The sequence below is a fragment of the Methylomonas sp. MgM2 genome (genome assembly GCF_054172045.1).
The window spans coordinates 1-19,598 of record NZ_JBSYXO010000006.1; the positions used below are offsets into that span (position 1 = coordinate 1).

Below are 19,598 nucleotides of genomic sequence, written 5' to 3' on the forward strand. Positions count from 1 at the left end.
CGCCAAAGCCGTAATCGCGAGCAAATTGTGGCGTATAGAGATGAAGCCATTTCTGGGCTTATTGCAAGCATCCAACGCGCTTTGCCTGAGGATGTTGGGAAGCCTCAGCAAACGGCTGCATGGGGCGATTCAGGATATCGAGCAATTGACGCTGCAAAATGCCAGCATGCGGGTGATTCAACTGCTGTTGCAATCGGCACCCGATGGCGAAGGCAATCAATACAGTCTGGATTTGGAAACCCCGAAACAAGTACTGGCCTCAAGGCTGTCGGTACGACCGGAAACCTTTTCGCGCATCCTGCAACAGCTCAGTCGCAAGGAACTGATTTCGGTGCAGGGCAAAACCATCCATATTCTCGATTTCAACGGGCTGCAAAGAGAACTGAGTTTGGTTCAGTAAAGATGATTGCTGTTCTTATGGCAATGCCATCTACATAATGTCTGGCAATAAAACACGTATGCCGGTCATTATTTCTGTTGTGGAACACCTGCATTTCTAACCGTAGCAACCTGCTATAAAACGACCATAAACCAGCCATCCGCATAATTTTAGACCAAGATTAAATCCAATTGACGGTCGTATTTTCTGACATTACTTGTAAATACCCCCCAGAGGATTGACGAAAAACTGCGAAAAGAGAGGTTTTTCGGACATATAGAATTTTTGGGAACGTCGTAAACTCACTTCAAGACCAAAGCAGTGAGATTACGATGTCAATTGTTCACATAAAAAAAGCGATTAGTCCTTCGGGTGTTTCCATCCAAAACTTTATAAAGCATCTTTGGATTGGCATAATCGGCGGCTTTTGCTTCGTCAGCCTATCGGTGGAATCCATGGCGACTGAGTCCATTCAGCCGAATAGGAACAGCCATCAGTCCTCGGCGTCAAAAACCAAATTACGGAACACACTGTGGGGCCAAGTAGCTCGTAGACATCATATTGATCCCTATATTTTGTATGCCGTTGCGCTCACCGAATCGCGAAAAAACAAAGACCAGAATCAAGTCATACCCTCGCCCTGGGCCATCAATAGCGCTGGCAACGCTTTTATTCTCGGCAGCCAGCGGGAAGCCGAAGCATTGCTCAATCAATTGATGGATAAAGGTAAACGCAATATCGACGTTGGCATTATGCAAGTCAATCTGCGTTGGCATGGCCACCGTGTTGCGAAACCAGAGCAACTCTTGATACCAAGTACTAATCTCGAAATTGGCGCAAGCGTACTATCGGAGGCCATCCAATCGGTGCCTGGCAATCTCGCACATGGCATAGGCCGCTACTACAGTTGGAAAAATGAGCCTGCAGCTATCCAGTACGGGCAAAAAGTAATTGCCTTGGCGAATCAAATTCGCGCAATTCTTTAGCGAATAGAGGATTGCAGATTGAACGAAAATCTCTACAAACTCAATCTCGACTACCTCATCGTCGCGCAGTCCTTAATTTTTTCCGAGAGCGAACAAAAAGCTATGTTCTGCTTAGGTCTCACGATCGAAGCGGTTTCATTACTCAGAAAGATGCCGCTCGAACAGTTGAAGATCCTGGCTCGAAGTGATTGCCTGACCTTTGTTCCCCGTTTCAACGCCCACCAATGGAGCAAATTCCTAAACGCCCAAAAAACCGAAGTGCCGGATGTGATCGACGCACGGGCCATCGAACTCCTGATGCTTTTGCCCTCCCATTCACCAGAGTCATGAGCAACCATTGCGCTTTTGCTGCTCGACTCAAAGATCAGTATTGGGCTTATCAATTGCTGAAACGAAAGTTGCGTACAAAATTGGCCAGCCGAGCCATCAAAACCCTGCGCTCCAAAGATTTGTGCAATCTCTATTTTTCCCTGCATGGAGAAAGTCCAGTGGCGGGCCTGGTCCCTGGCATCGCAGCTCTGCCACAGTCGCGCGAGTCGTTTCTTTACATCGCATTATTTGCTTCTATTTATCGAAGCGCTTGCTCAGGCGCTATCAGAGCAGAAATGGACCTGAACGCCCTGGTGTTTGCCTGGGATACTTTTTGTGCATTCTATCCCAACCATATTCAAGAACGCCGACCATTTGGCCGCATACGGCCTGCAAATTTCAATGAAGCCTGGATTATCGCCGAAGCCCTGAAAGACGGACTTGCAGAACTACCTTACTGTACGAGCTGCCATACGCCCTATCTGATCATTCATGGCTGCAAATACCAGCAAGTCTGTCAGATGTGCGTGCTAAATCAGACACACAGATCCAGGTACATCAATGACTAATTGATTCTTTCCAAAAATCTTGGGATAGTGGCCACTAGACTTCAAGATCAGTCGAAGTTTCGAAGTGGAGTCCAACAATGGCGACATTTTCATCCCAATTAAGCCGAAAAGGCGCTTCCAAACCCTCAGTCTTTGCCGAACATCATGCCGCCGTGATTTGCAACGAATGTAGCCGATCCATGGTACCGAGAGTAGTCGTTTATTACGGCAGGCCGGCCAAGTCGGTTTGCCCTTTTTTGCGGAGCGACATTTGCGCGGTTTCCGAGTGGATTACAGCAACTTTTACATCGGTTTTCCAAGAAAATTATTTCATTCGATACTTTTAAACGAACAGCCTTAGTAGCCGCTGGCTTTGGTTTGATTTGGCTCCTTGCAACGATGGAAATGTTGCCTAGCGAACTGGAAGCCCTTGGGATATTCGGTAGCATCATTTTCAGCGCTTTCGGCCTAGCTGAGTTTTTTATCAAACTATCGAATTCATTACGCAACAGTTTTCGCACAACAGTAGCTACTATTGGTCGACTTTAGCCTTGATAGCAATTCTGATTCCATATATTTAGAGATGATCTAACCCCATACGTCGTGATGGCCTCTTTCCTGACGATAGTTCGATGGTTCCTGGCCGGTTTTGCAGTCGCCAGAGTTCACTCTCATTGAAAGTCAATAGTTTACGCGGCCTCGCGCCCGATTTTAATTCCCAATCTGATCAACCAGATCCATGCGACCTTGACCTGCCGCGCTTTTAATTAGCTTGGCGATATCATTACCTTCCACACCGCCTTCCTCTTCTATCAACTGGCTTTCGGCAATACCCAGGTTGCCACCATACTCGCCGCAACAGCAATCCCCGCGAACGCTTCAAACATCAATGCGCGATAGTATGCCTGTTGAGCAGGAGTTAGTTTGTCAGCCACTGAGTTAACGCGCTGATTTGCCCAACTTCGAGTCGCGTCCATGAATCCTGAATAGCAATTTGATGCGCCATACTGGATAGACTCCCAGATATCAGCGCCGTTGGTTCGCGCCTCTTTGGCTTTAGCGACAAATTCTTGAATACCAGTATTGCACGCAGTACCTATGGCCTCTATATTTTTAGCGGCATTGTATAGACTGCCACCCAGAAAGTTATATAACGCTTCGGCCATCGATGGTGTGTCATTCGTCGCTGCTGCAATCGACTGCCTAAAGTGCTCGGCCTTGATATTGGCAAGCTCGGTAAACCCTTCATTCGAGTGCCCTTCTCGGGTTTCAAGATTTTGATCATGCAGGGCTTCGATACTTGCTTCACCACTGGCAATTTTCCCCGTTGCTCAACGAATCTGTGCCTGTACAAACTCACTGTCGGCAGCACTGGTCCATTTACTCGAAAAGTAGGACATAAAACGAAAAACCCCAACGAAATCACTAACCTGTACTCTACCTCATTCGGTCGTTAAGCGACTGCCGTATGAGCATCGATCAGTTGCTCGGCAACTGCCGTGAAGTTTACGGATGCTTCGGATTTATCGATCAACGCAATGGCCGACATACCCTCCAGCAGCACGAACAATTTATAAGCCAAAATGCTTGGCTCGCGGGCGCCGAGCGAGATACACAATTGCTCCATAATGCTGCGTTCCCATTGTTTGAATTGTAGACAAGCCTCTTCTACCGCTTTATCTTTACCGGCAAACTCGCTCATTGCATTGACGGCCAAACAACCGTGAAAGTTGATATCGCCAAACCAGGTGTCCGCATCGTCAAAAATGATTTTTATTTTTTCTCTTGGACCTTGAGTCTCGTCGCTTAGCAAATCGTCGATATGCCTTTGGTAACTGGTTCGGTAGTAAGCCAGTACCGCCACGATGAGATCGTTTTTAGTCGGAAAGTATTTGTACATGGTTCGCTTGGACACCCCGGCTTCCCGCATGATCAAGTCCACGCCAGTTGCAAAAAACCCGTTTGATTTAAACAGTTTGTATGCCGCTTCAACAATGATTTCCCGCTTATCCATAGTCATAAAATCCAAGGCCTTTCGTAATCAATTCACGAATAGCATAACAACACGCCGGCATAAGTAAACAGATTTGTTTACAAAATATTTGACAAAGTAAACAGATCGGTATACATTCAATCGCAAGTAAACAAATCTGTTTACTTGGTGCGGTGTAAGTGGTTAGTTCCCCTTGCACACTAATGTTGTTTTCCAACTGATGGAGTTTGGTCATGAAAAATCGAGCAAGACTGATGGTTCTGGGCGTCTTAGTTTCCGCGTTGGCATCGGGTGTTTGTCATGCAAAAAACAAGGCGAAAGAAACCGTGTATACCTTATCCAACGACGCTAACCATAACGCCGTGTTGGCTTTCGACCGCGATAACGACGGATATCTGCATGCGGCCGGACAATTCGATACCGGCGGAACGGGTACCGGAGGAGGGCTGGGAAATCAGGGCGCATTGGCCTTGAGTAAGAACGAACGTTATCTATTCGCGGTCAATGCTGGAAGCGATGAGGTCTCCGTTTTCAGGGTTTCAACATCTGGATTGGAGCTACTAGACAAGGCCCAGGTTTCGGGCGACGAACCGGTGAGTGTGACGGTCGACCACAATTTGGTGTATGTGGTGAATGCCGGAGACGATTCCATTTTTGGTTTCCGTTTCGATCCGCGTAGCGGTCAATTGCACCCTTTGCCGGAGTCCTATCGGGCCTTAAGCGCCCCCGGCTCGGCGCCGGCGCAAATCAGCTTTAATCACGAAGGCAATGCGCTGGCGATTACCGAAAAAGCTACCAATAAGATCACGACCTTCGCTTTAGACGATAACGGTCTGCCTGCTACTCGCCATACCTTAGATTCGGCAGGCGTCACGCCCTTCGGTTTTTCCTTCGGCAAACGCGACCAGTTTTTCGTTGCCGAAGCCGCGGGAGGCAGTGCGAACGCTTCGACGGTATCGTCCTATGAAATCATGGAAGATGGAACCGTTCACCTGTTAGACGGTGCGGTTGCCGTCGGCCAAACGGCTGCTTGTTGGCTGACAACGACGCCTAATGGGCGTATCGCGTTTACCGCCAATACACCAGCGGACAGCATATCGTCATTTGCGATAGACCGGGCCGGGAATCTGACGCTGTTGAAAAATATTGCCGCTCAGGAAGATGGACCTAGAGATATGGCTATTTCCGACGATGGACGGACCTTGTACACCCTGAACGGCGGCAGTAATAGCATTGGCGTTTACCGGGTGTTACCTAAAGGCAAATTACAAAAGCTGCAAAGCATAGCTCAGCTACCGGCCGGATTTACCGGCTTGGTGGTGCGCTGACAAACAGCGGTCATTCGGATAATTCAATAGCAGGAGAAGTGTCATGGCACCTTACAACATGATCACCAGACAAAAACTAATCGCCTTGATTTGTTTTTTTAGCATCGCGATATCGGTACCCTCGTTTGCCGACGATGGTATGCAGGCATCCCAAAGCTACGCGAAATTCGATCAATCCGGCCAATTGATCAGACCGACCGGCTATCGGGAATGGATATTCGTCGGCGCGCCGCTTACCCCAAACGATATGAACGATGGCAAAGCGGCGTTCCCGGAGTTTCATAACGTCTACATCGATCCGGCCAGCTGGGCGCACTGGAAGAAGTTCGGCGAATTTCCGGACGGCACGATTGTCGTTAAAGAACTGGTAAGCGTCGGCAGTAAGCAGGCTCCCAGCGGAAATGGTTATTTTCAAGGCGAATATATCGGTCTGGAAGCGATGGTGAAAAGCGGGCAACAATTCCCGAAAGAGCCAGGAAACTGGGGGTTCTTTCGCTTCACGATTGAAGACAGCCCGATGCTGCACAGTGCCGCTAAGACGCAACCAAGCGAAAACTGCCAGGCTTGCCACCAAAAGCATGCTGCCAAAGATCAGGTTTTTACCCAGTTTTACCCGATATTGCGAGCCGCAGCGGGAAAAGGCCAGGCAGGAACCGGTCGTTAATGATCTTTATGTCGAGAATGGAAGCGGAATTTTTGGGCAGGGATGCCATTTTCATCAAATTTTTAGTGTGGAGAAATATCTATGAACGCACGAAATATCTGTTTAATTTATGGCGTGGTATTTATTTTAGTTGGCGTCCTGGGATTTATTTCTAATCCAATCATTTCTGTCATCGGCGTATTCCAAACTAACGCCGTTCACAACATGATTCACATCGGTTTAGGCGGCGCATTTATTGCCGGTGCGCTAAAGTTTCCCGCAAAGGCCACTATGGTGTTAAAGACGCTGGGTGTTGGAGGCATTGCAGTGGCCATTTTTGGGGGGATAACCGGCGGTAATCTGATGTTAGGCATTATTCATGTCAACGAAGCTGACCATTGGTTGCATTTAGGTTTGGGCTTCGCCGTATTGGGATCGGGATTCGTCCTTCCAAATCGAACTGTAGAACGGCAATGGGCTTAAAATTGATTCGTCTGAGTGAAATCGAGTTAGCGGACATTATTGCGCTACACAACGATCCCAGTGTTTTGCGCCATTTGCCTCTCGCAGGTGGAAATTTCGACGAAGTCGAATGTATGAGATGGGTGGAGAGTAAAGAAACTCAGTGGGAAGTCAACGGCTATGGCCCTTGGGGAATTGTGATCAATGGTGTTTTCGCTGGTTGGGGTGGATTTCAGCGTGAAATGGACGATGCTGATCTGGCACTGGTTTTGTCACCCGAATATTGGGGGTACGGAAAAGTCATCTACCGGAAAATTATCGAGATAGCCTTTCAGGAAATGGGGTTTGAGTCTGTTACCGCACTTCTCCCTTCCAGTAGAGTCCATGTCAATGGAATGCTTCGTCTAGGGTTTCAAGCCGATGGGCAGGTGGAGATCTCTAACTCCATGTTTTATCGGTATCGCCTTCGGGCTCCATACCGAATGCAGAATAAAGGCTAAGTTCGCTAATGAGAAGAAGGGGGGATATGGACTGTTAAATGGAGACAATGAGCGGATATAACGCTCGAGTGCAGAGTTAAACCGGATTGAGCAGGACGCAGGAAATCGCATTCCCCTGTTTGCCATAACAATCAACGCAATGTAAACTGTTTCGCAATTGCCACTGACTACGTTCGTCATAACCGTTAGTGTCATAAAGGAATATACCGGTTGGAATTGTAGACCGGTCACTTAAAGGTCCAGATATACAATAATTTCTTAATAGGCCGTGACATAAACATATGACTACAGAGTTTTCGCATCAATTTTTTCGAATTATTTCCGTCATTACATAAGAATGGTGGGTTTTGTTGCGTAGATAATATTGAAAACCCGCCCAAGAGGCGGGTTTTTTATTTCTAGCTTCTTGGGTTTTAGATAAGACCATAGGAGGCACTATGAAAAAAGTAGCAATATTCGGTAATGCCGGGGGTGGAAAATCCACGCTGGCGAAGCAATTGGCTGAAGCATCTAACCTTCCGCTATACTCATTAGACAAAATAAAGTATCGGGAAGGCGGTAAAGAAATTTCTCATGACGAGTATCTGAAACTACATGCCCGGCTAATAGGCCAAGATAAGTGGATTATTGATGGTTTTGGCAGTGTTTCATCAGCCTGGGAGCGTTTTTCAGTTGCGGATACGCTAATTTATATTGATCTGCCTTTACTAACCCACGGTATGTGGGTGACAAAGAGATTACTAAAAGGCTTATTTGTAAACCCCGAAGGCTGGCCTGAAAACAGCCCGATTTTCAAAGGGACATTAAATAGTTACCGAGTGCTTTGGCTATGCCATAAAAAACTAACGCCGGCTTATCGGAAACTGGTCGCTGAATCTATAGAATCAAAACAAGTTCATCATTTGAAGTCGCCGAATGAAATAAGAAAGCTTCTTTGTGAACTTCGGCAAGAATAATGTTGCTACTCAAACATCAGATTTGAAAAATCGGAACAGGAAAACAACCACGATGATTTTGCATTCCCAAGAAGCTAATAGGATGAATAGAAAGAAGATCTGTATTGTCGGTGCATCCGGAAAGCTAGGAAAATATTTGGTTCGGCTGGCTTTGGATAAAGGTTATCAGGTCGTTGGCGTTTGCCGTGAAAGTAGTGTCCACAAGTTAGACGAATTTAAAGAGCGTATTGAAATCATTCCAGGGTTGTCAAATGACCGGTCAGTTATTCAAAAAGCAGTCGAAGGATGCGATGGTGTGCTGACCGTTCTGGTACCCTGGGGAGTGAATCATTATTCAACCGGCACTGCTCAAGCAGTGCTGGATTTTGCCCCCCATGATGCACGGCTGGTGTTTTCTTGCGGCTGGCATATTTCCATGGATGGAAAAGACGTCTATTCCTGGAAACTGAAAGTTTTGGTTAAGGTTTTTGATTGGATAGCAAAAACTTTACGCTTTGCCGATATCAGTGACCAAGTGGAAGCCTGCCGCCGGATTTTCGCCAGCGATAAGAAGTGGACGGTTGTGCGGGGAAGCGATCTTACCGAAGGGGAAAGTCAAGGCTTACCGCTGTGGAGCGAACATGTCGGAGATCCTATTCTTAAAAGCAACCTAACACACCGTATCGACTTTGCTTTATTCATGGTTGAAGCACTGGTGAATGATAATCTCATACACAAAGCGCCTGCGATTGTCGGCAGGCTAACGCCGTCGGCGGTTGCTGCAGGCCAAGGATAGGGAAGCTAGCAACCTCATTCCTAATCCAATATAGGCATGGAGGAATAATTTTGGTGTGTGACGAACATAAAGCTTTTATCGCGTTGAAACAGTCTTTGGCTTCGTATTCGCCTATCAGCGATGAAACGTGGCAAGCCCTCCAAGGAATAACGGTTTTCAAAGCGTTACAAAAGAAGGCTGTGCTTTACCGGGACGGCGAAATTCCGCGTTCTTATGCCTATGTCTATAAGGGGCTGATCAGGTGTTTTGTCTGCGATGAAAATGGCAATGAATACAATAAAATCTTTTTTGCCGAAGGTACGTTTCCAGGGGCAATGACTGCGTTACTGACTTCCAGCCCTTCGTTGCTGACATTTGAGGCTTTGGAAGAATCCTTAATCATCGAGATAAATTTTGCTGCTTACCGACAGTTGTTACTTGAAAAACACGATTTGAAATTATTTCAAATTCATTATCTGGAAAAAAATTGGCTGCTGGCCAAAGACGCGCGTGAAATTGAAATTGTCCAGGAAGACGCGACTACCCGTTACTTGCGTTTTATTGAAGAGTATCCCGATCTGGTTGACCGCCTCCCTCAATACCATATCGCTTCGCATCTTGGCGTAACGCCAACACAACTCAGTCGAATTCGAAAAAAGTTATAACTCATCAACCTATGTAAATGAATCAATAAATTTTAATTTGTATTCTTCTGCCCAACCTCTAATCGAAAGCTTTTGTTTAATCAATCGCAATAGGAGCAGACGAAAATGAATCTGATAGAAGCATTGAATTGGCGTTATGCGGTGAAAAAATTCACCGATGACAAAATCCCCACCTCACAGCTGAAAGACCTTCTTAACGCGACGAGGCTTAGTCCATCTGCCTACGGCTTGCAGCCTTATGCTTTGATTGTGGTGGAGTCGCAAGATGTTCGTCGGCAGTTATTACCTTATTCATACGGGCAAAACAAAATTGCCGAGAGTTCTCATCTCATCGTATTTGCCGCCCATTCGGTACTTGGAGACAACACCGTTGATCGTTATATCGACAAATATGCACAAGTGACCAAGCAATCGCCTGGTGAACTTTCCGGTTTTTCCGCGCATATGAAGGCGGCATTGGCTAGGATGACAAATGAGCAACGGCAGCAATGGGCCCATCAACAAGCCTATATCGCGCTCGGCAACTTTTTGACTTGCGCCGCACTGATGCAGATAGACTGTTGCCCGATGAGCGGTTTTGATCATAATGGATACGACACCATTTTGGGATTAGCTGAAAAAGGCTTGACTTCCACAGTGATTTGTCCGATTGGGCGTCGTCATCCCGAAGACCAACAAGCATTGAGACCGAAAGTGCGTTTTGATTATGACGCATTAGTACTGGAGGTCTGATGTGGGCCAGCTATCTTTTCTCGCCATGCTTGCCGGCGTGGCCATTGCCTGTCAAGCGACGATGAATGCCCGGCTTGGCGTATTGCTGAATAGTCCGCTATTGGCATCGGGCATCGCATTTTTGTTTAGCTTTTTGTTGACTGCGATAGCGGTGGCTGCATCGACCAAACACTATCCGCAGATTGCCCAGATTAGAGCGGTGCCGATCTATTTGTGGTTTGCCGGGTCGGTATTCAGCGCGTTCGGTGTGGCTACGTTTTATTATTTGATCCCGAAGATGGGTGTTGGCTCTATGACATCATTTGCATTGTCGGGGCAAATCCTAATTGCCATGATCGCAGGGCATTACCGGTGGTTTGGGCTAGCCGAAAACCCAATTAACGCGTTCAAATTGGTTGGACTGCTTGCTCTTATCGTAGGCATATGGCTGATTAATTGGGAGTCACCCCATGCACATTGACGAAGCAAATCTTAAAAACCTCACTGGCCTGTGGAAAAAATACGGCTTTGATGTCCTTAAAGATCAGGTTGGAGCTGCCATGTTGATCAACACCAGGTGGCCTCATCGTTGTTGGTATGAATCTTCCGCGGTCATTAATGATCAAAAAGCGAGCAACGGCGATGGTCTTCTTGCCGAAATTCCACCAACGGCGATTATTCCGATTTGGTCCTTCGTGAGCAGCAGGCCTATTAATCTCCTGCCTTTTCAGGCAGAACATGACTTTCTCGAAAAGGCATTAATCGCGCAAAAATGGACTTGTCATTTTGAACAAACCGCGATGTTTCTAGAATTGCCAGATGAAATGGCCATCGCACCTTCTGTAAACCCTGAATTTCGAATACGGATGGTAAGCGCAAACGAAGAGCTGGCACTATGGGTTAACGTTTGTGAAGATGCCTTTGATTATGACATCGAAGCATTAGTGCTGGAGCCCTTAATCGGCGATAAGGATATACGGATAATGTTGGGCGATATAGATGATCAAGCGGTGGCGGCTGCACTGCTTTATAAAACTGACCACACCATTGGAATACATCAAGTTGGCGTTAGAAAAGCGTTCCAAGGCAAGGGACTTGCTTCGCGATTAATGCATGAAATCTTAGGGATTTGCATTCAGTGGGGCGGAAAAAATGCGGTGTTACAGGCTTCGCAAGCTGGAATTTCTCTATATCATCGTCTTGGTTTTAACAGCCAATTTATAATCAAAAACTATCGGAGGCGCTCCCCATGATGAACTTAATGAGTAACAACGCCAGACAGCGGATCGGCTCGGGGTGACGGGATTGCGCCCATCACCTCTGCCACACCACCGGACATGCGGTTTTCCGCATCCGGCGGTTGGAATCAACGGCCTTCACCGCTCAAGGTTTTGCTCCTTGTCTATACATCTTACGTGGTCAACGCCCTGTTACTACACTCGCTACCTCCAGTTTCGCCCATGTTAGGAATCCACCAAGCCCAACTTAACGTGGCCGTCAGGTAGTTTGCCGCTCGCGGCTACTCCGTCCGGTTTCAAGTAACTTCACGTGTTTTCACAGAAGTCCTTTCGTCGTATCTCGATTCCTTCGGCCCTTCGCTCCGGCCTGTTTCCAAGCCTTCTTCGCTAATATGGCCTCTGCTGACTTCTCCCTAACTCTCATTCGGGAGATCTCTCCGGGTGCGAAATCGCATGCTACTTGCGCACCCTTGGCAGTCTTAGTTGCACGACTATGGTGCTACAAGTTGCACACCAACTGCGCCAACTTGCACATTCTGCTGGCCCACACACAAAATTCGGCCTCAAAAGCTGCGCGTCAAAATGACGCAGCATAGAAGTTAGATTATCGATTAAGCTTCCATTTGCGAACCAAGGGATAGTCAGAAGTCAAGGACTGCAATCCCTCGCATTGTTCTTGGTAGTTTTGATTCACTATTACTATTGATGTATAAGGAGATTTTTCATGTTAAAACATGTTAGAAACACATTTTTACTTGTAATATGCCTGATAACTAGCGCAGCTCAAGCGGAGAGTGAGGTAATTGCCAAGGATTTGGCAGATAGCCAGATCCATCTTCATTTGGCCATCAGTGAGGGCAATTCTGCTGAAAGCCTTTTAAATAACGGCGACTTGAACGGCGCCGCTGCCGCCTATAGTCAGGCCACCGAGGAAGCGCGTAAAGCGCAAACATCCGTGGAAAGCGCTTTGGTCAAAATTCAAGCGCTACGAGAAGCGAAAAGTGAGTCCTTTGACGAAAATCTCGATACCGCTGCAGCGCGAATTATGGTGGCAAATACAGACTTGCTTCAAGCAATCGACATCTTAGAAGCAAAGAGCACATCCCCCGAATCAGAACAGCCAGTGCTGAGAAATATTTTGTCGGTGATTACAACAGAACTCATCAATGGGACGCTGTACCTGAATTTGTCCAATCCAATTTGATGTTTCGAATATTCTTAAATACCTGTGTAACTTTGTAATTTGGAGTACTTTTATGAACAAATGGATATTATTGCCGCTTCTGTTAATTGTGGCTTCTGTTAGCTATGCAGTCGATACATCATGGTCTAAAACAACGACGCACTATACGATTTATATGTCTGGTGGCTGGGCAACTATGCCTTTTAGTCCACCCAGCTCTGTCCCTATATCAGGAACGACCGTCACCTCGGTGTCGTACCAATGGTCAACTTATCCGAATGGTAACTCTTCGGAACTGGTCGAGATTTGCTATTCCAATCCCTACTCGTCAACAATTCAGTATTGTCATAATATTTCCGCCTCCCAGACAGGTACTGTCCATTTTTACGATGGATTCAGTGCTCGAGGTACTTTTTGGATTAGACATACTTTAACTGGAGGCACTTACCCCGCAACAGCAAACTCAAGAACCGACTCCGTTACGGTCAATTATCTTTATTAATTTGTGTACAGGCGATGCGTATTTTTTGCGTATCGCCTTTGTTGACGTATTTAAAAAAAGAACCTGTTGCCGCTAAACTATGTAGTTAGAGTTTTTCTCGAAATTGGAGAAATGTATATGGCCAGCATCAATGTATCGAACACTACGGCATCTCCTTCGGCAATTTTGCAGAAACGAAGTGCTTCGCAACCGACTGAAAAACAAGGCAACAACAGTTCTGCTTCATCCAAAAGCACCACTGACACGGCGACTTTTAGCGGGCATGCAATGCTTTTGTCGAGGTTATTCCACACTAGTGATCCGAACGCCACCCCCGAGGTCGCGACGGCGTTTACGACCAATAACCTGAGCGGTAATTCCGCCAGTTTCCTTACGCAGGCGGACAGAAAGCTGATGGAACGCGCCTACGAGTATGCGCAGTCCAGCGGCATGGATCTGGAACAAGTCGATAATTTTGCGTTTGATTTGGCAAACTACCGCTTCCTACAGGCGACGGGTAATAACACCGGGGAGATCGCCGGCCAATCAGGTATCTATGACGCAGAAGGCAATCCTTGGGTAGGCAAATACAACCCTCAAGACGCCGAGCAGGTCAAGCGGATATTGACTGATCCCTCGGTGGAATCCACCGACATCGACAAAGGTTTTTTGGCCTATTTGCTGAACCCGCAAATCAGTGGTTTGACGCACGCCGTTAGCTTTGAAGCATTGGAAAAATTCATTCCCGCATTGACATCGCAAAATAGCCTATCGGCAGATAATGCGACATCCAGAACCGCGCAAGCCTTTACCCCATCCGATCCAGGCTTGGTTCAAGCCTTGTACCGTATCGATCATCCCTATCAAGGCGCCAAATGGGACGCCGGGGCCAACGTCCCAAACAATGCCTCCGATCAGCCGTGGCAGCATCTGAGTAAAACCGAGCGCAAACAAATCATGGCAGCCTATCAACTGGCATTACTGCATTCGGCCGACGCTAATCTTAACCTCATTGACCAAATGTCGCGCTTGTCCGGACTCGCCAAGATGCAGCAAAATCCGGCTATCGAACCCTCCGAGTTAGCAAAATTGCTTGCCGAAACGACGGCTATCGACACGCGGGTTTAGTTTAAGCTGCCGCCCAGATGTTTTGACGCGGCTTCCGGCACATTCTTGCCGTTTTTTAGTTTCTCGGACATCCGGAGTCTCGCTGTGCGCCGGTAATTAGGAAAAATGTTAGATGGCATGGGCATTGCATCAAGTTTGAGCAAGCCGATTTGTCACAGGAGACGCCCATGACATCTACCATTCAAGCCTTAGCCAACCATTTTTCGTTCAATTACACCTCGTTCAACGCCCAGCGGACCGTGCAAACGCATAATGGCCCGCGAAGCCAAACCGCTACGCAAGACACTGTCAGCATCAGCGACGCCGGCCGGCGAGCATTGACAGCCAACACCGACACTCAAGCAAACGCCACGTTCCAGCAACTCATGACAGAAAAAACCGCCGGACAAAACTTTCTGCGCAACGCCGCTTTGGCGAGTCCCCATTCCAGCGACTTCGAACAATTTGCCTACGCTCTGGCGCACGAACCGCTATTGGACGGGCAAGGCGGTGGTGGTTTGATTAGCTTGGGGGCCTCGCCGAACGATCCGCTGCATTACACCAGCGGTGAACTGGTCACCGAAGAAAGCAAAGCCTACTTCACAGAGCAGGCCAGCCAATACCGGCAAGCGGCGGTTAAGTTGTACGATTCAGCCAAGGCGACTGGCGTTAGCGCCGGTGAAATCGTCAATCGCTTGTACGACTTGCAAGCGCAACAGCCGGCCCGATTCCGGGCCATGATGATGTGGCCGGCAGCAGCCGGCTGACTTGCGCTTTCCCAGTTTATTCAAACGCCACCGCCCATTTTTATAGCAGTCTGCCATCAGCAAGGAATAAGCCATGAATATTCAAATCGTCAATAACACCACGCCAAACGCCATCCAACAGCGCCATTTGATTCAAAGTCCGGACGCGAATTTTTTCACCGACTTTAAAGCTGCCTATGCGCGATACCAATCCGCCCCGCCAACCGGCTCGTCGTCGGACGCCGCTACACAAAACGCAACCACCACCATGGCGGATGTAATGGGCTTGACTTACACCGAAATGGCTGCAGTGCGCGGCACCAGTGCCAACGATCAGACCGCTTACGCCGCCATTTTAAATCGCGCCTATAGCCAAGGCGGCATGGAAAATCCGGTCGCGTTTTTGCAAAGCCTGACGCCGCAAGAACAAGGCGTGGTACAGCGCGCGCATTGTCTGGCCGAGCCCTTCGACGCCTCGACGATGAGCAAGGAAGGCGCCTACAATTTGCTGCTACCGGAAGGTTATCAGGTCGATTTCAATCACGATGGCATTCAGGAAGTCGGCGCGGGTAAAACCATCACCTTTCCGCCGCTCGACGCGCCGGAACAAGTCAAGCAAGCGTGGTTAACGGCGACGCAAAACATGGATGAAGGCGACATGATGACGTATCAGCTTCAGATGCATATCATGCTGTATGGGATCAACGCCAACGACCAAACCAGCAAAGCCTTAGCCCCTACTGATCAAATCGACAGCTACCGCGAGGGCGTTGATAAATTTCTGGCCTGGCTGGAATACGCCAAAGCCTCGACACCCTCCGATCAATATGCACGTGACAAGGCATTTTTTAGCGATATGAAAAGGTTGCTGGCGTAAGCACATTAAGGCAAAGCAACCCCACAACCGACAATATTTTCAAGCCATCAGGCATCCATGCCAGGCTAACGGTTTAGTCAATTATTTTAAGCTCAAACATTCGTCACCCCGGCCGACAACTGTTCAGACGGCAGAAGGTTTCCTAAGCGTTGTGCTCAAACCTCAAACCGGTTTAAGGAGTGTAAATGCAGATTAGTCCAAATTCATCCCAACATCACTATCGTTTCTTGGAAAAAGTCGATCCCATGCCTTGGCAAAATCGATTCAAGACCGCTGATAGCACGCCAATCGGCCAGCGGTTTGACGCCAAACAAATAGCCTTGAAACCGGATGAACTGAAACAAAAACTGGCGAACGTGGATTTGCACAATATTTCGCCGCGTGACCTCGCCATGTTGGGCGGTTATTTGAATTTCAACGGCGAGATTTCCGACAATGCCACCGGGGAATTTCTGGTATTGACGGTCAACGATGACCAATACGACTTGAACCCCGATAAGCCTATAGATGCTATCCAGGAATACGAAAGGCGCTATGCCCTCGTTAACCGCGTGATCGACAGTGGCGAACAAGGCTGGGACGATGCTAGGCGCTTTTTTGGCAATGTGCTTCACACACTCTACAATCTGGACAATGCCATAACGTCGTTAAGAGTTGGCTCCCAGATCGACGCCAACGCGTGAAATTTGGCAATTGACGAAGCCCGGAATGTCAAAAATTTAGAGCCCGAAAGCCAGGTCGGCAATACGGCAAAACATTGCCGCTTAATTTTGATGCTAGCCTTTAACTGGCGGCAAGCCAATGCCGAAAACAGCCATCAGAACGCCATAAAACTGTCAAAGTTCGCTGGCACAAATCATGCTAATAATTTAAAAACTGATTTTGAATGTTTGAATTACAGTTTAATAAGGAGATAGAGCATGTTTGTAAACACGACATCGAATACGCACCCGACTTACGGCACTTCATCAGTTGCCAGCAATTATCAATCAAATAGTAATGTGTTTAAGAACGACAATACCAATACCAGATTGGCAAACGCCGATTCCGTGAATATTAGCGATAATGCCTATAAAGCATTAAACGAAGCCTCTCAGCCTTCCAAAGATGCAACCGATCCCGTATCGGCAGCCGCGAAAAAACTTGTCGATAATGTTAACAGTGACCCTAAATTTGCAGATGAAATGGCCCAAGCATATGCCTATTCAATCGACTTGAGGCCAATTCCTATGGTTAATGGTCATTTGCCAACCGCAAATGACACTGAGGCTTGGGCGCAGATGACTCAAGGACAAGCTGAGTTTGAGGCTCAGGCATCATCGATCCGAAACCAGCGCATCCAAATTTACAGCGATATGAAGGCAAATGGGGCTAGCGGAGCGGAAATATTTAAAACAATTATGGAGTTTAACAAAACGCTTCCGGAAAGTTACTTACAGTCCACAGGTACTGACAAGATAACTCGATATTTTTAATATTCGGCTACACAAGGCCGCTTATAGGCTAAGCGGCCTTGTTAGTTACCACTTAATATTGATAGTTAACGATGACCTGATCGACTTGACCATAAACAGGAGACATCGTTCCCGTACCTGATACATAAAAGGCGAAATACATCATTTTATTTGCCGGATAATCGTTAAAAATCGACGTTGCTCCTGATGGATAGCTGGTGACATTCCCGCATCCCGCTGTCTGGTGACAAAGTCCAACCGTTAACCCGGATGGAATTCGCGACAACCCCCAACTCCAAGACACAGAGGTAATGGTTGCATTGGCAGGAACGCTACCGACTGGATTCAGATAGAGATAGTACCAAACATTTTTAGAGTATAGGGTTGGGCCACCGCCGCTATTTACCCAGGCGCCGGAAGACGCAAGAGGCGAAATGGCCAAAAGCGGGGAATCTGGAAGTCCGCCAGCAATGTCCGGTGCCGGAACAGCCTCAACCGTAGCGACAACCGAGCCTGTCTGAGCAAAAACCGGTTGCATAACAGCCATTAAGCCGATGCTAAGTAAAATACTCCTAACCAAATTTTTTGTAACCATACCATTACACTCCTAAAAAATAACTCCAAAATGTACTTCAGTTTGCGGGCAACGAGCTTAGCCCGCGACGGAGTATCGTTTATGGCCTAACATCTGAACTGCGTCATATCGTCACAGGCGCAGCCCAACCGTTAGTCGGTCATCGCCCGCCCTGAATTTCCTTCTCCAACTCCTTCCAAAGCCAATCCTCACCATAGGAGCTTTTGGTTTCTTGGCACAGGTGTATCCAACCCCATTGCCATTCCATAAAATCCGATTGCCAGGTTTTCCATTGTTGTTCGGTCGGCGGTCCGTATCGCCAATTGGGTGCGAGTACTACACCCAGGCCAAGCGGCACATCAAACCCGTATTGGCCTTGCAACAATAGGTACATAGCTCGGCGACGATTGGCCCACGAGGCGAAAGGTTTTAATGCCGGCACTTGATAGAGGGCAGTATTCAGCAATTCAATAGCCCAAAGGTAATGAACGGAGTTGACCAAGAACTGCCTATCTCCCCAATCGGTTTGGCAAAAGATTTGCGCCACAAACACCACATACAATTCTTCTCCAATCCGGCGAGACAGGAAATTCCTCCCCATCATCAGTAACATTTTGTAAATGTCTTGGGCTAGCCAGCGGTTGTGGACATGATTGCCCTGTTGCTTGGACTCACGCCAATACAGCACTAAGGCCGTCAACGTATCGAGACTCGCTAATTTGAGCAACCGGCGGCTCACTGACGACGAGTAAGGTTGACGGTGCTTAGCGGCGCTAATGCCGCCGTCTTTCGCGGATCGATACACAATCGATTGAACCTGTGGCTCCAACTTTTCCAGCCAATTATCGATTTTCGGTAGCACCCGATTACCCAGACGTAGCACTTCCCAGAGCGGATGATTGATGTCTCGGGCGGAGCCCGGTGCCTTGGCATCCACCAAGGCAATCAACGCGGCGCCGGGCTTGTGTTTACCGGCTTGGTATTTACTCCACTTGTTTTTTGCAGGTAACGGTATGCCATCCTCGGTCTTATCTTGGGGTTCGAAGTGCTTTTCCAATTGGTAGGCGGTGGCTAATTGGGCTTTCTGCTGAAGACCGATATACCAATACTGCGTTCTTAGGCGGTTGATCAAACGGGGATTGTAGGGATTATCGGCAATTGGTTGAAGTATCGCTTTTTTCGCATCGTCGAGGCGAAAATTGATACACGATTGTTTTAATTGACTTATTGTTGCCATTTTAGGGTAAAAGTTTGCTCAATCTCTCCTGTTTCGCGGATAGCGTACATCAGTTACCCTATGGCGCATCAAAAATTGCTACCGAACGTGACATGACACAACCCGAGTCGATTGAGCCCTTAGTACAGGAATTGCAGGAGACATTGACTCGTCTGTACGGCCCGCTCTTGGCAAGTCGCGATCTATGGAAGCTGTTGGGATTTACCAATCCGGCGGCTTACCGCCAAGCCCGTTTGCGGCAGCGGATACCGGTGGTGGAATTCGAAATCGAAGGCCGGCGTGGCCGGTTTGCGTTGACGCAGGATGTCGCGCGTTGGCTGGCCGAGCAGCGCTTGTCTATCCCGCAAACTAGTAAAGACCAGGAGAAACCGAATGAGCTAACCGACAAACACGACTAAATTCGCAGACTGAGAACGACAAAAGCCCAGGGCTGCAACCCCGGGCTTTTCAAGAAACCGTCAAGAAAT

General features: G+C 47.8%; 25 protein-coding genes. 21 read left to right on the forward strand and 4 right to left on the reverse strand.

Annotated elements, in window-relative coordinates:
* From ACW73I_RS06425 to ACW73I_RS06440, 4 genes are all read left to right on the forward strand, one after another.
* The coding region (locus ACW73I_RS06425; RefSeq protein WP_458028414.1) for a Crp/Fnr family transcriptional regulator at positions 1 to 400 on the forward strand (400 nt) is incomplete at its 5' end.
* Positions 401 to 834: 434 nt separating this feature from the next.
* Positions 835 to 1,365, forward strand: coding sequence for a transglycosylase SLT domain-containing protein (locus ACW73I_RS06430; protein ID WP_458028415.1), 531 nt, complete (start codon positions 835 to 837; stop codon positions 1,363 to 1,365).
* 18 nt (positions 1,366 to 1,383) lie between these two features.
* Positions 1,384 to 1,695 (forward strand): flagellar transcriptional regulator FlhD, encoded by a 312-nt coding sequence (locus ACW73I_RS06435; protein ID WP_458028416.1) that lies wholly within the window; start codon positions 1,384 to 1,386, stop codon positions 1,693 to 1,695.
* Positions 1,692 to 2,243 (forward strand): FlhC family transcriptional regulator, encoded by a 552-nt coding sequence (locus ACW73I_RS06440; protein ID WP_458028417.1) that lies wholly within the window; start codon positions 1,692 to 1,694, stop codon positions 2,241 to 2,243. Before ACW73I_RS06435 ends, ACW73I_RS06440 begins: the two co-directional genes overlap by 4 nt.
* Before the next feature lie 791 nt (positions 2,244 to 3,034).
* Here the strand turns inward: ACW73I_RS06440 and ACW73I_RS06445 are convergent.
* On the reverse strand, positions 3,035 to 3,388 hold the full coding sequence (locus tag ACW73I_RS06445) for a hypothetical protein (RefSeq protein WP_458028418.1): 354 nt from the start codon (positions 3,386 to 3,388) through the stop codon (positions 3,035 to 3,037).
* A gap of 287 nt (positions 3,389 to 3,675) precedes the next feature.
* On the reverse strand, positions 3,676 to 4,236 hold the full coding sequence (locus tag ACW73I_RS06450; protein ID WP_458028419.1) for a TetR/AcrR family transcriptional regulator: 561 nt from the start codon (positions 4,234 to 4,236) through the stop codon (positions 3,676 to 3,678).
* Positions 4,237 to 4,448: 212 nt separating this feature from the next.
* Between ACW73I_RS06450 and ACW73I_RS06455 the strand changes: the two genes are divergently transcribed.
* From ACW73I_RS06455 to ACW73I_RS06530, 16 genes are all read left to right on the forward strand, one after another.
* Entirely contained in the window at positions 4,449 to 5,543 is a 1,095-nt protein-coding gene (locus tag ACW73I_RS06455) for a lactonase family protein (RefSeq protein ID WP_458028420.1), read from the forward strand.
* 43 nt (positions 5,544 to 5,586) lie between these two features.
* The gene (locus ACW73I_RS06460) at positions 5,587 to 6,207 is read left to right on the forward strand and encodes a cytochrome P460 family protein (protein ID WP_458028421.1); all 621 of its coding nucleotides are present in this window, start codon (positions 5,587 to 5,589) and stop codon (positions 6,205 to 6,207) included.
* An 81-nt stretch (positions 6,208 to 6,288) separates the two neighbouring features.
* On the forward strand, positions 6,289 to 6,669 hold the full coding sequence (locus ACW73I_RS06465) for a DUF4383 domain-containing protein (protein ID WP_458028422.1): 381 nt from the start codon (positions 6,289 to 6,291) through the stop codon (positions 6,667 to 6,669).
* The gene (locus tag ACW73I_RS06470) at positions 6,660 to 7,148 is read left to right on the forward strand and encodes a GNAT family N-acetyltransferase (RefSeq protein ID WP_458028423.1); all 489 of its coding nucleotides are present in this window, start codon (positions 6,660 to 6,662) and stop codon (positions 7,146 to 7,148) included. Before ACW73I_RS06465 ends, ACW73I_RS06470 begins: the two co-directional genes overlap by 10 nt.
* A 437-nt stretch (positions 7,149 to 7,585) precedes the next feature.
* Positions 7,586 to 8,104, forward strand: coding sequence for an adenylate kinase (locus tag ACW73I_RS06475; protein ID WP_458028424.1), 519 nt, complete (start codon positions 7,586 to 7,588; stop codon positions 8,102 to 8,104).
* Entirely contained in the window at positions 8,085 to 8,879 is a 795-nt protein-coding gene (locus ACW73I_RS06480; RefSeq protein WP_458028425.1) for an NAD(P)-dependent oxidoreductase, read from the forward strand. Before ACW73I_RS06475 ends, ACW73I_RS06480 begins: the two co-directional genes overlap by 20 nt.
* A 53-nt stretch (positions 8,880 to 8,932) precedes the next feature.
* On the forward strand, positions 8,933 to 9,523 hold the full coding sequence (locus tag ACW73I_RS06485; RefSeq protein WP_458028426.1) for a Crp/Fnr family transcriptional regulator: 591 nt from the start codon (positions 8,933 to 8,935) through the stop codon (positions 9,521 to 9,523).
* A gap of 105 nt (positions 9,524 to 9,628) precedes the next feature.
* Positions 9,629 to 10,255 (forward strand): NAD(P)H-dependent oxidoreductase, encoded by a 627-nt coding sequence (locus ACW73I_RS06490; protein WP_458028427.1) that lies wholly within the window; start codon positions 9,629 to 9,631, stop codon positions 10,253 to 10,255.
* 1 nt (position 10,256) lies between these two features.
* Positions 10,257 to 10,715, forward strand: coding sequence for a DMT family transporter (locus tag ACW73I_RS06495; RefSeq protein ID WP_458028428.1), 459 nt, complete (start codon positions 10,257 to 10,259; stop codon positions 10,713 to 10,715).
* Positions 10,705 to 11,487 carry a GNAT family N-acetyltransferase gene (locus ACW73I_RS06500; RefSeq protein WP_458028429.1) on the forward strand — a complete coding sequence of 261 codons (783 nt, stop codon included), beginning with the start codon at positions 10,705 to 10,707 and terminating at the stop codon, positions 11,485 to 11,487. Before ACW73I_RS06495 ends, ACW73I_RS06500 begins: the two co-directional genes overlap by 11 nt.
* 709 nt (positions 11,488 to 12,196) lie before the next feature.
* On the forward strand, positions 12,197 to 12,676 hold the full coding sequence (locus tag ACW73I_RS06505) for a hypothetical protein (protein ID WP_458028430.1): 480 nt from the start codon (positions 12,197 to 12,199) through the stop codon (positions 12,674 to 12,676).
* 598 nt (positions 12,677 to 13,274) lie between these two features.
* On the forward strand, positions 13,275 to 14,264 hold the full coding sequence (locus ACW73I_RS06510) for a hypothetical protein (RefSeq protein ID WP_458028431.1): 990 nt from the start codon (positions 13,275 to 13,277) through the stop codon (positions 14,262 to 14,264).
* A gap of 167 nt (positions 14,265 to 14,431) precedes the next feature.
* A complete protein-coding gene (locus ACW73I_RS06515) occupies positions 14,432 to 15,010 on the forward strand; it encodes a hypothetical protein (RefSeq protein ID WP_458028432.1) in 579 nt (192 codons plus the stop codon).
* Between the two features lie 73 nt (positions 15,011 to 15,083).
* Positions 15,084 to 15,866 carry a hypothetical protein gene (locus ACW73I_RS06520; protein ID WP_458028433.1) on the forward strand — a complete coding sequence of 261 codons (783 nt, stop codon included), beginning with the start codon at positions 15,084 to 15,086 and terminating at the stop codon, positions 15,864 to 15,866.
* Positions 15,867 to 16,051: 185 nt separating this feature from the next.
* Positions 16,052 to 16,549 (forward strand): hypothetical protein, encoded by a 498-nt coding sequence (locus ACW73I_RS06525; protein ID WP_458028434.1) that lies wholly within the window; start codon positions 16,052 to 16,054, stop codon positions 16,547 to 16,549.
* Between the two features lie 237 nt (positions 16,550 to 16,786).
* Positions 16,787 to 17,341 (forward strand): hypothetical protein, encoded by a 555-nt coding sequence (locus tag ACW73I_RS06530; RefSeq protein ID WP_458028435.1) that lies wholly within the window; start codon positions 16,787 to 16,789, stop codon positions 17,339 to 17,341.
* A 52-nt stretch (positions 17,342 to 17,393) separates the two neighbouring features.
* Here the strand turns inward: ACW73I_RS06530 and ACW73I_RS06535 are convergent, their stop codons facing one another.
* Together ACW73I_RS06535 and ACW73I_RS06540 are read right to left on the reverse strand one after the other, a co-directional pair.
* Positions 17,394 to 17,915 carry a flagellar protein FlhE gene (locus ACW73I_RS06535; protein ID WP_458028436.1) on the reverse strand — a complete coding sequence of 174 codons (522 nt, stop codon included), beginning with the start codon at positions 17,913 to 17,915 and terminating at the stop codon, positions 17,394 to 17,396.
* Positions 17,916 to 18,054: 139 nt separating this feature from the next.
* Positions 18,055 to 19,131 (reverse strand): hypothetical protein, encoded by a 1,077-nt coding sequence (locus ACW73I_RS06540; protein WP_458028437.1) that lies wholly within the window; start codon positions 19,129 to 19,131, stop codon positions 18,055 to 18,057.
* A 92-nt stretch (positions 19,132 to 19,223) separates the two neighbouring features.
* Between ACW73I_RS06540 and ACW73I_RS06545 the strand changes: the two genes are divergently transcribed.
* Positions 19,224 to 19,529, forward strand: a complete 306-nt coding sequence (locus tag ACW73I_RS06545) for a hypothetical protein (RefSeq protein ID WP_458028438.1) — start codon at positions 19,224 to 19,226, stop codon at positions 19,527 to 19,529.
* Positions 19,530 to 19,598: the final 69 nt, after the last annotated feature.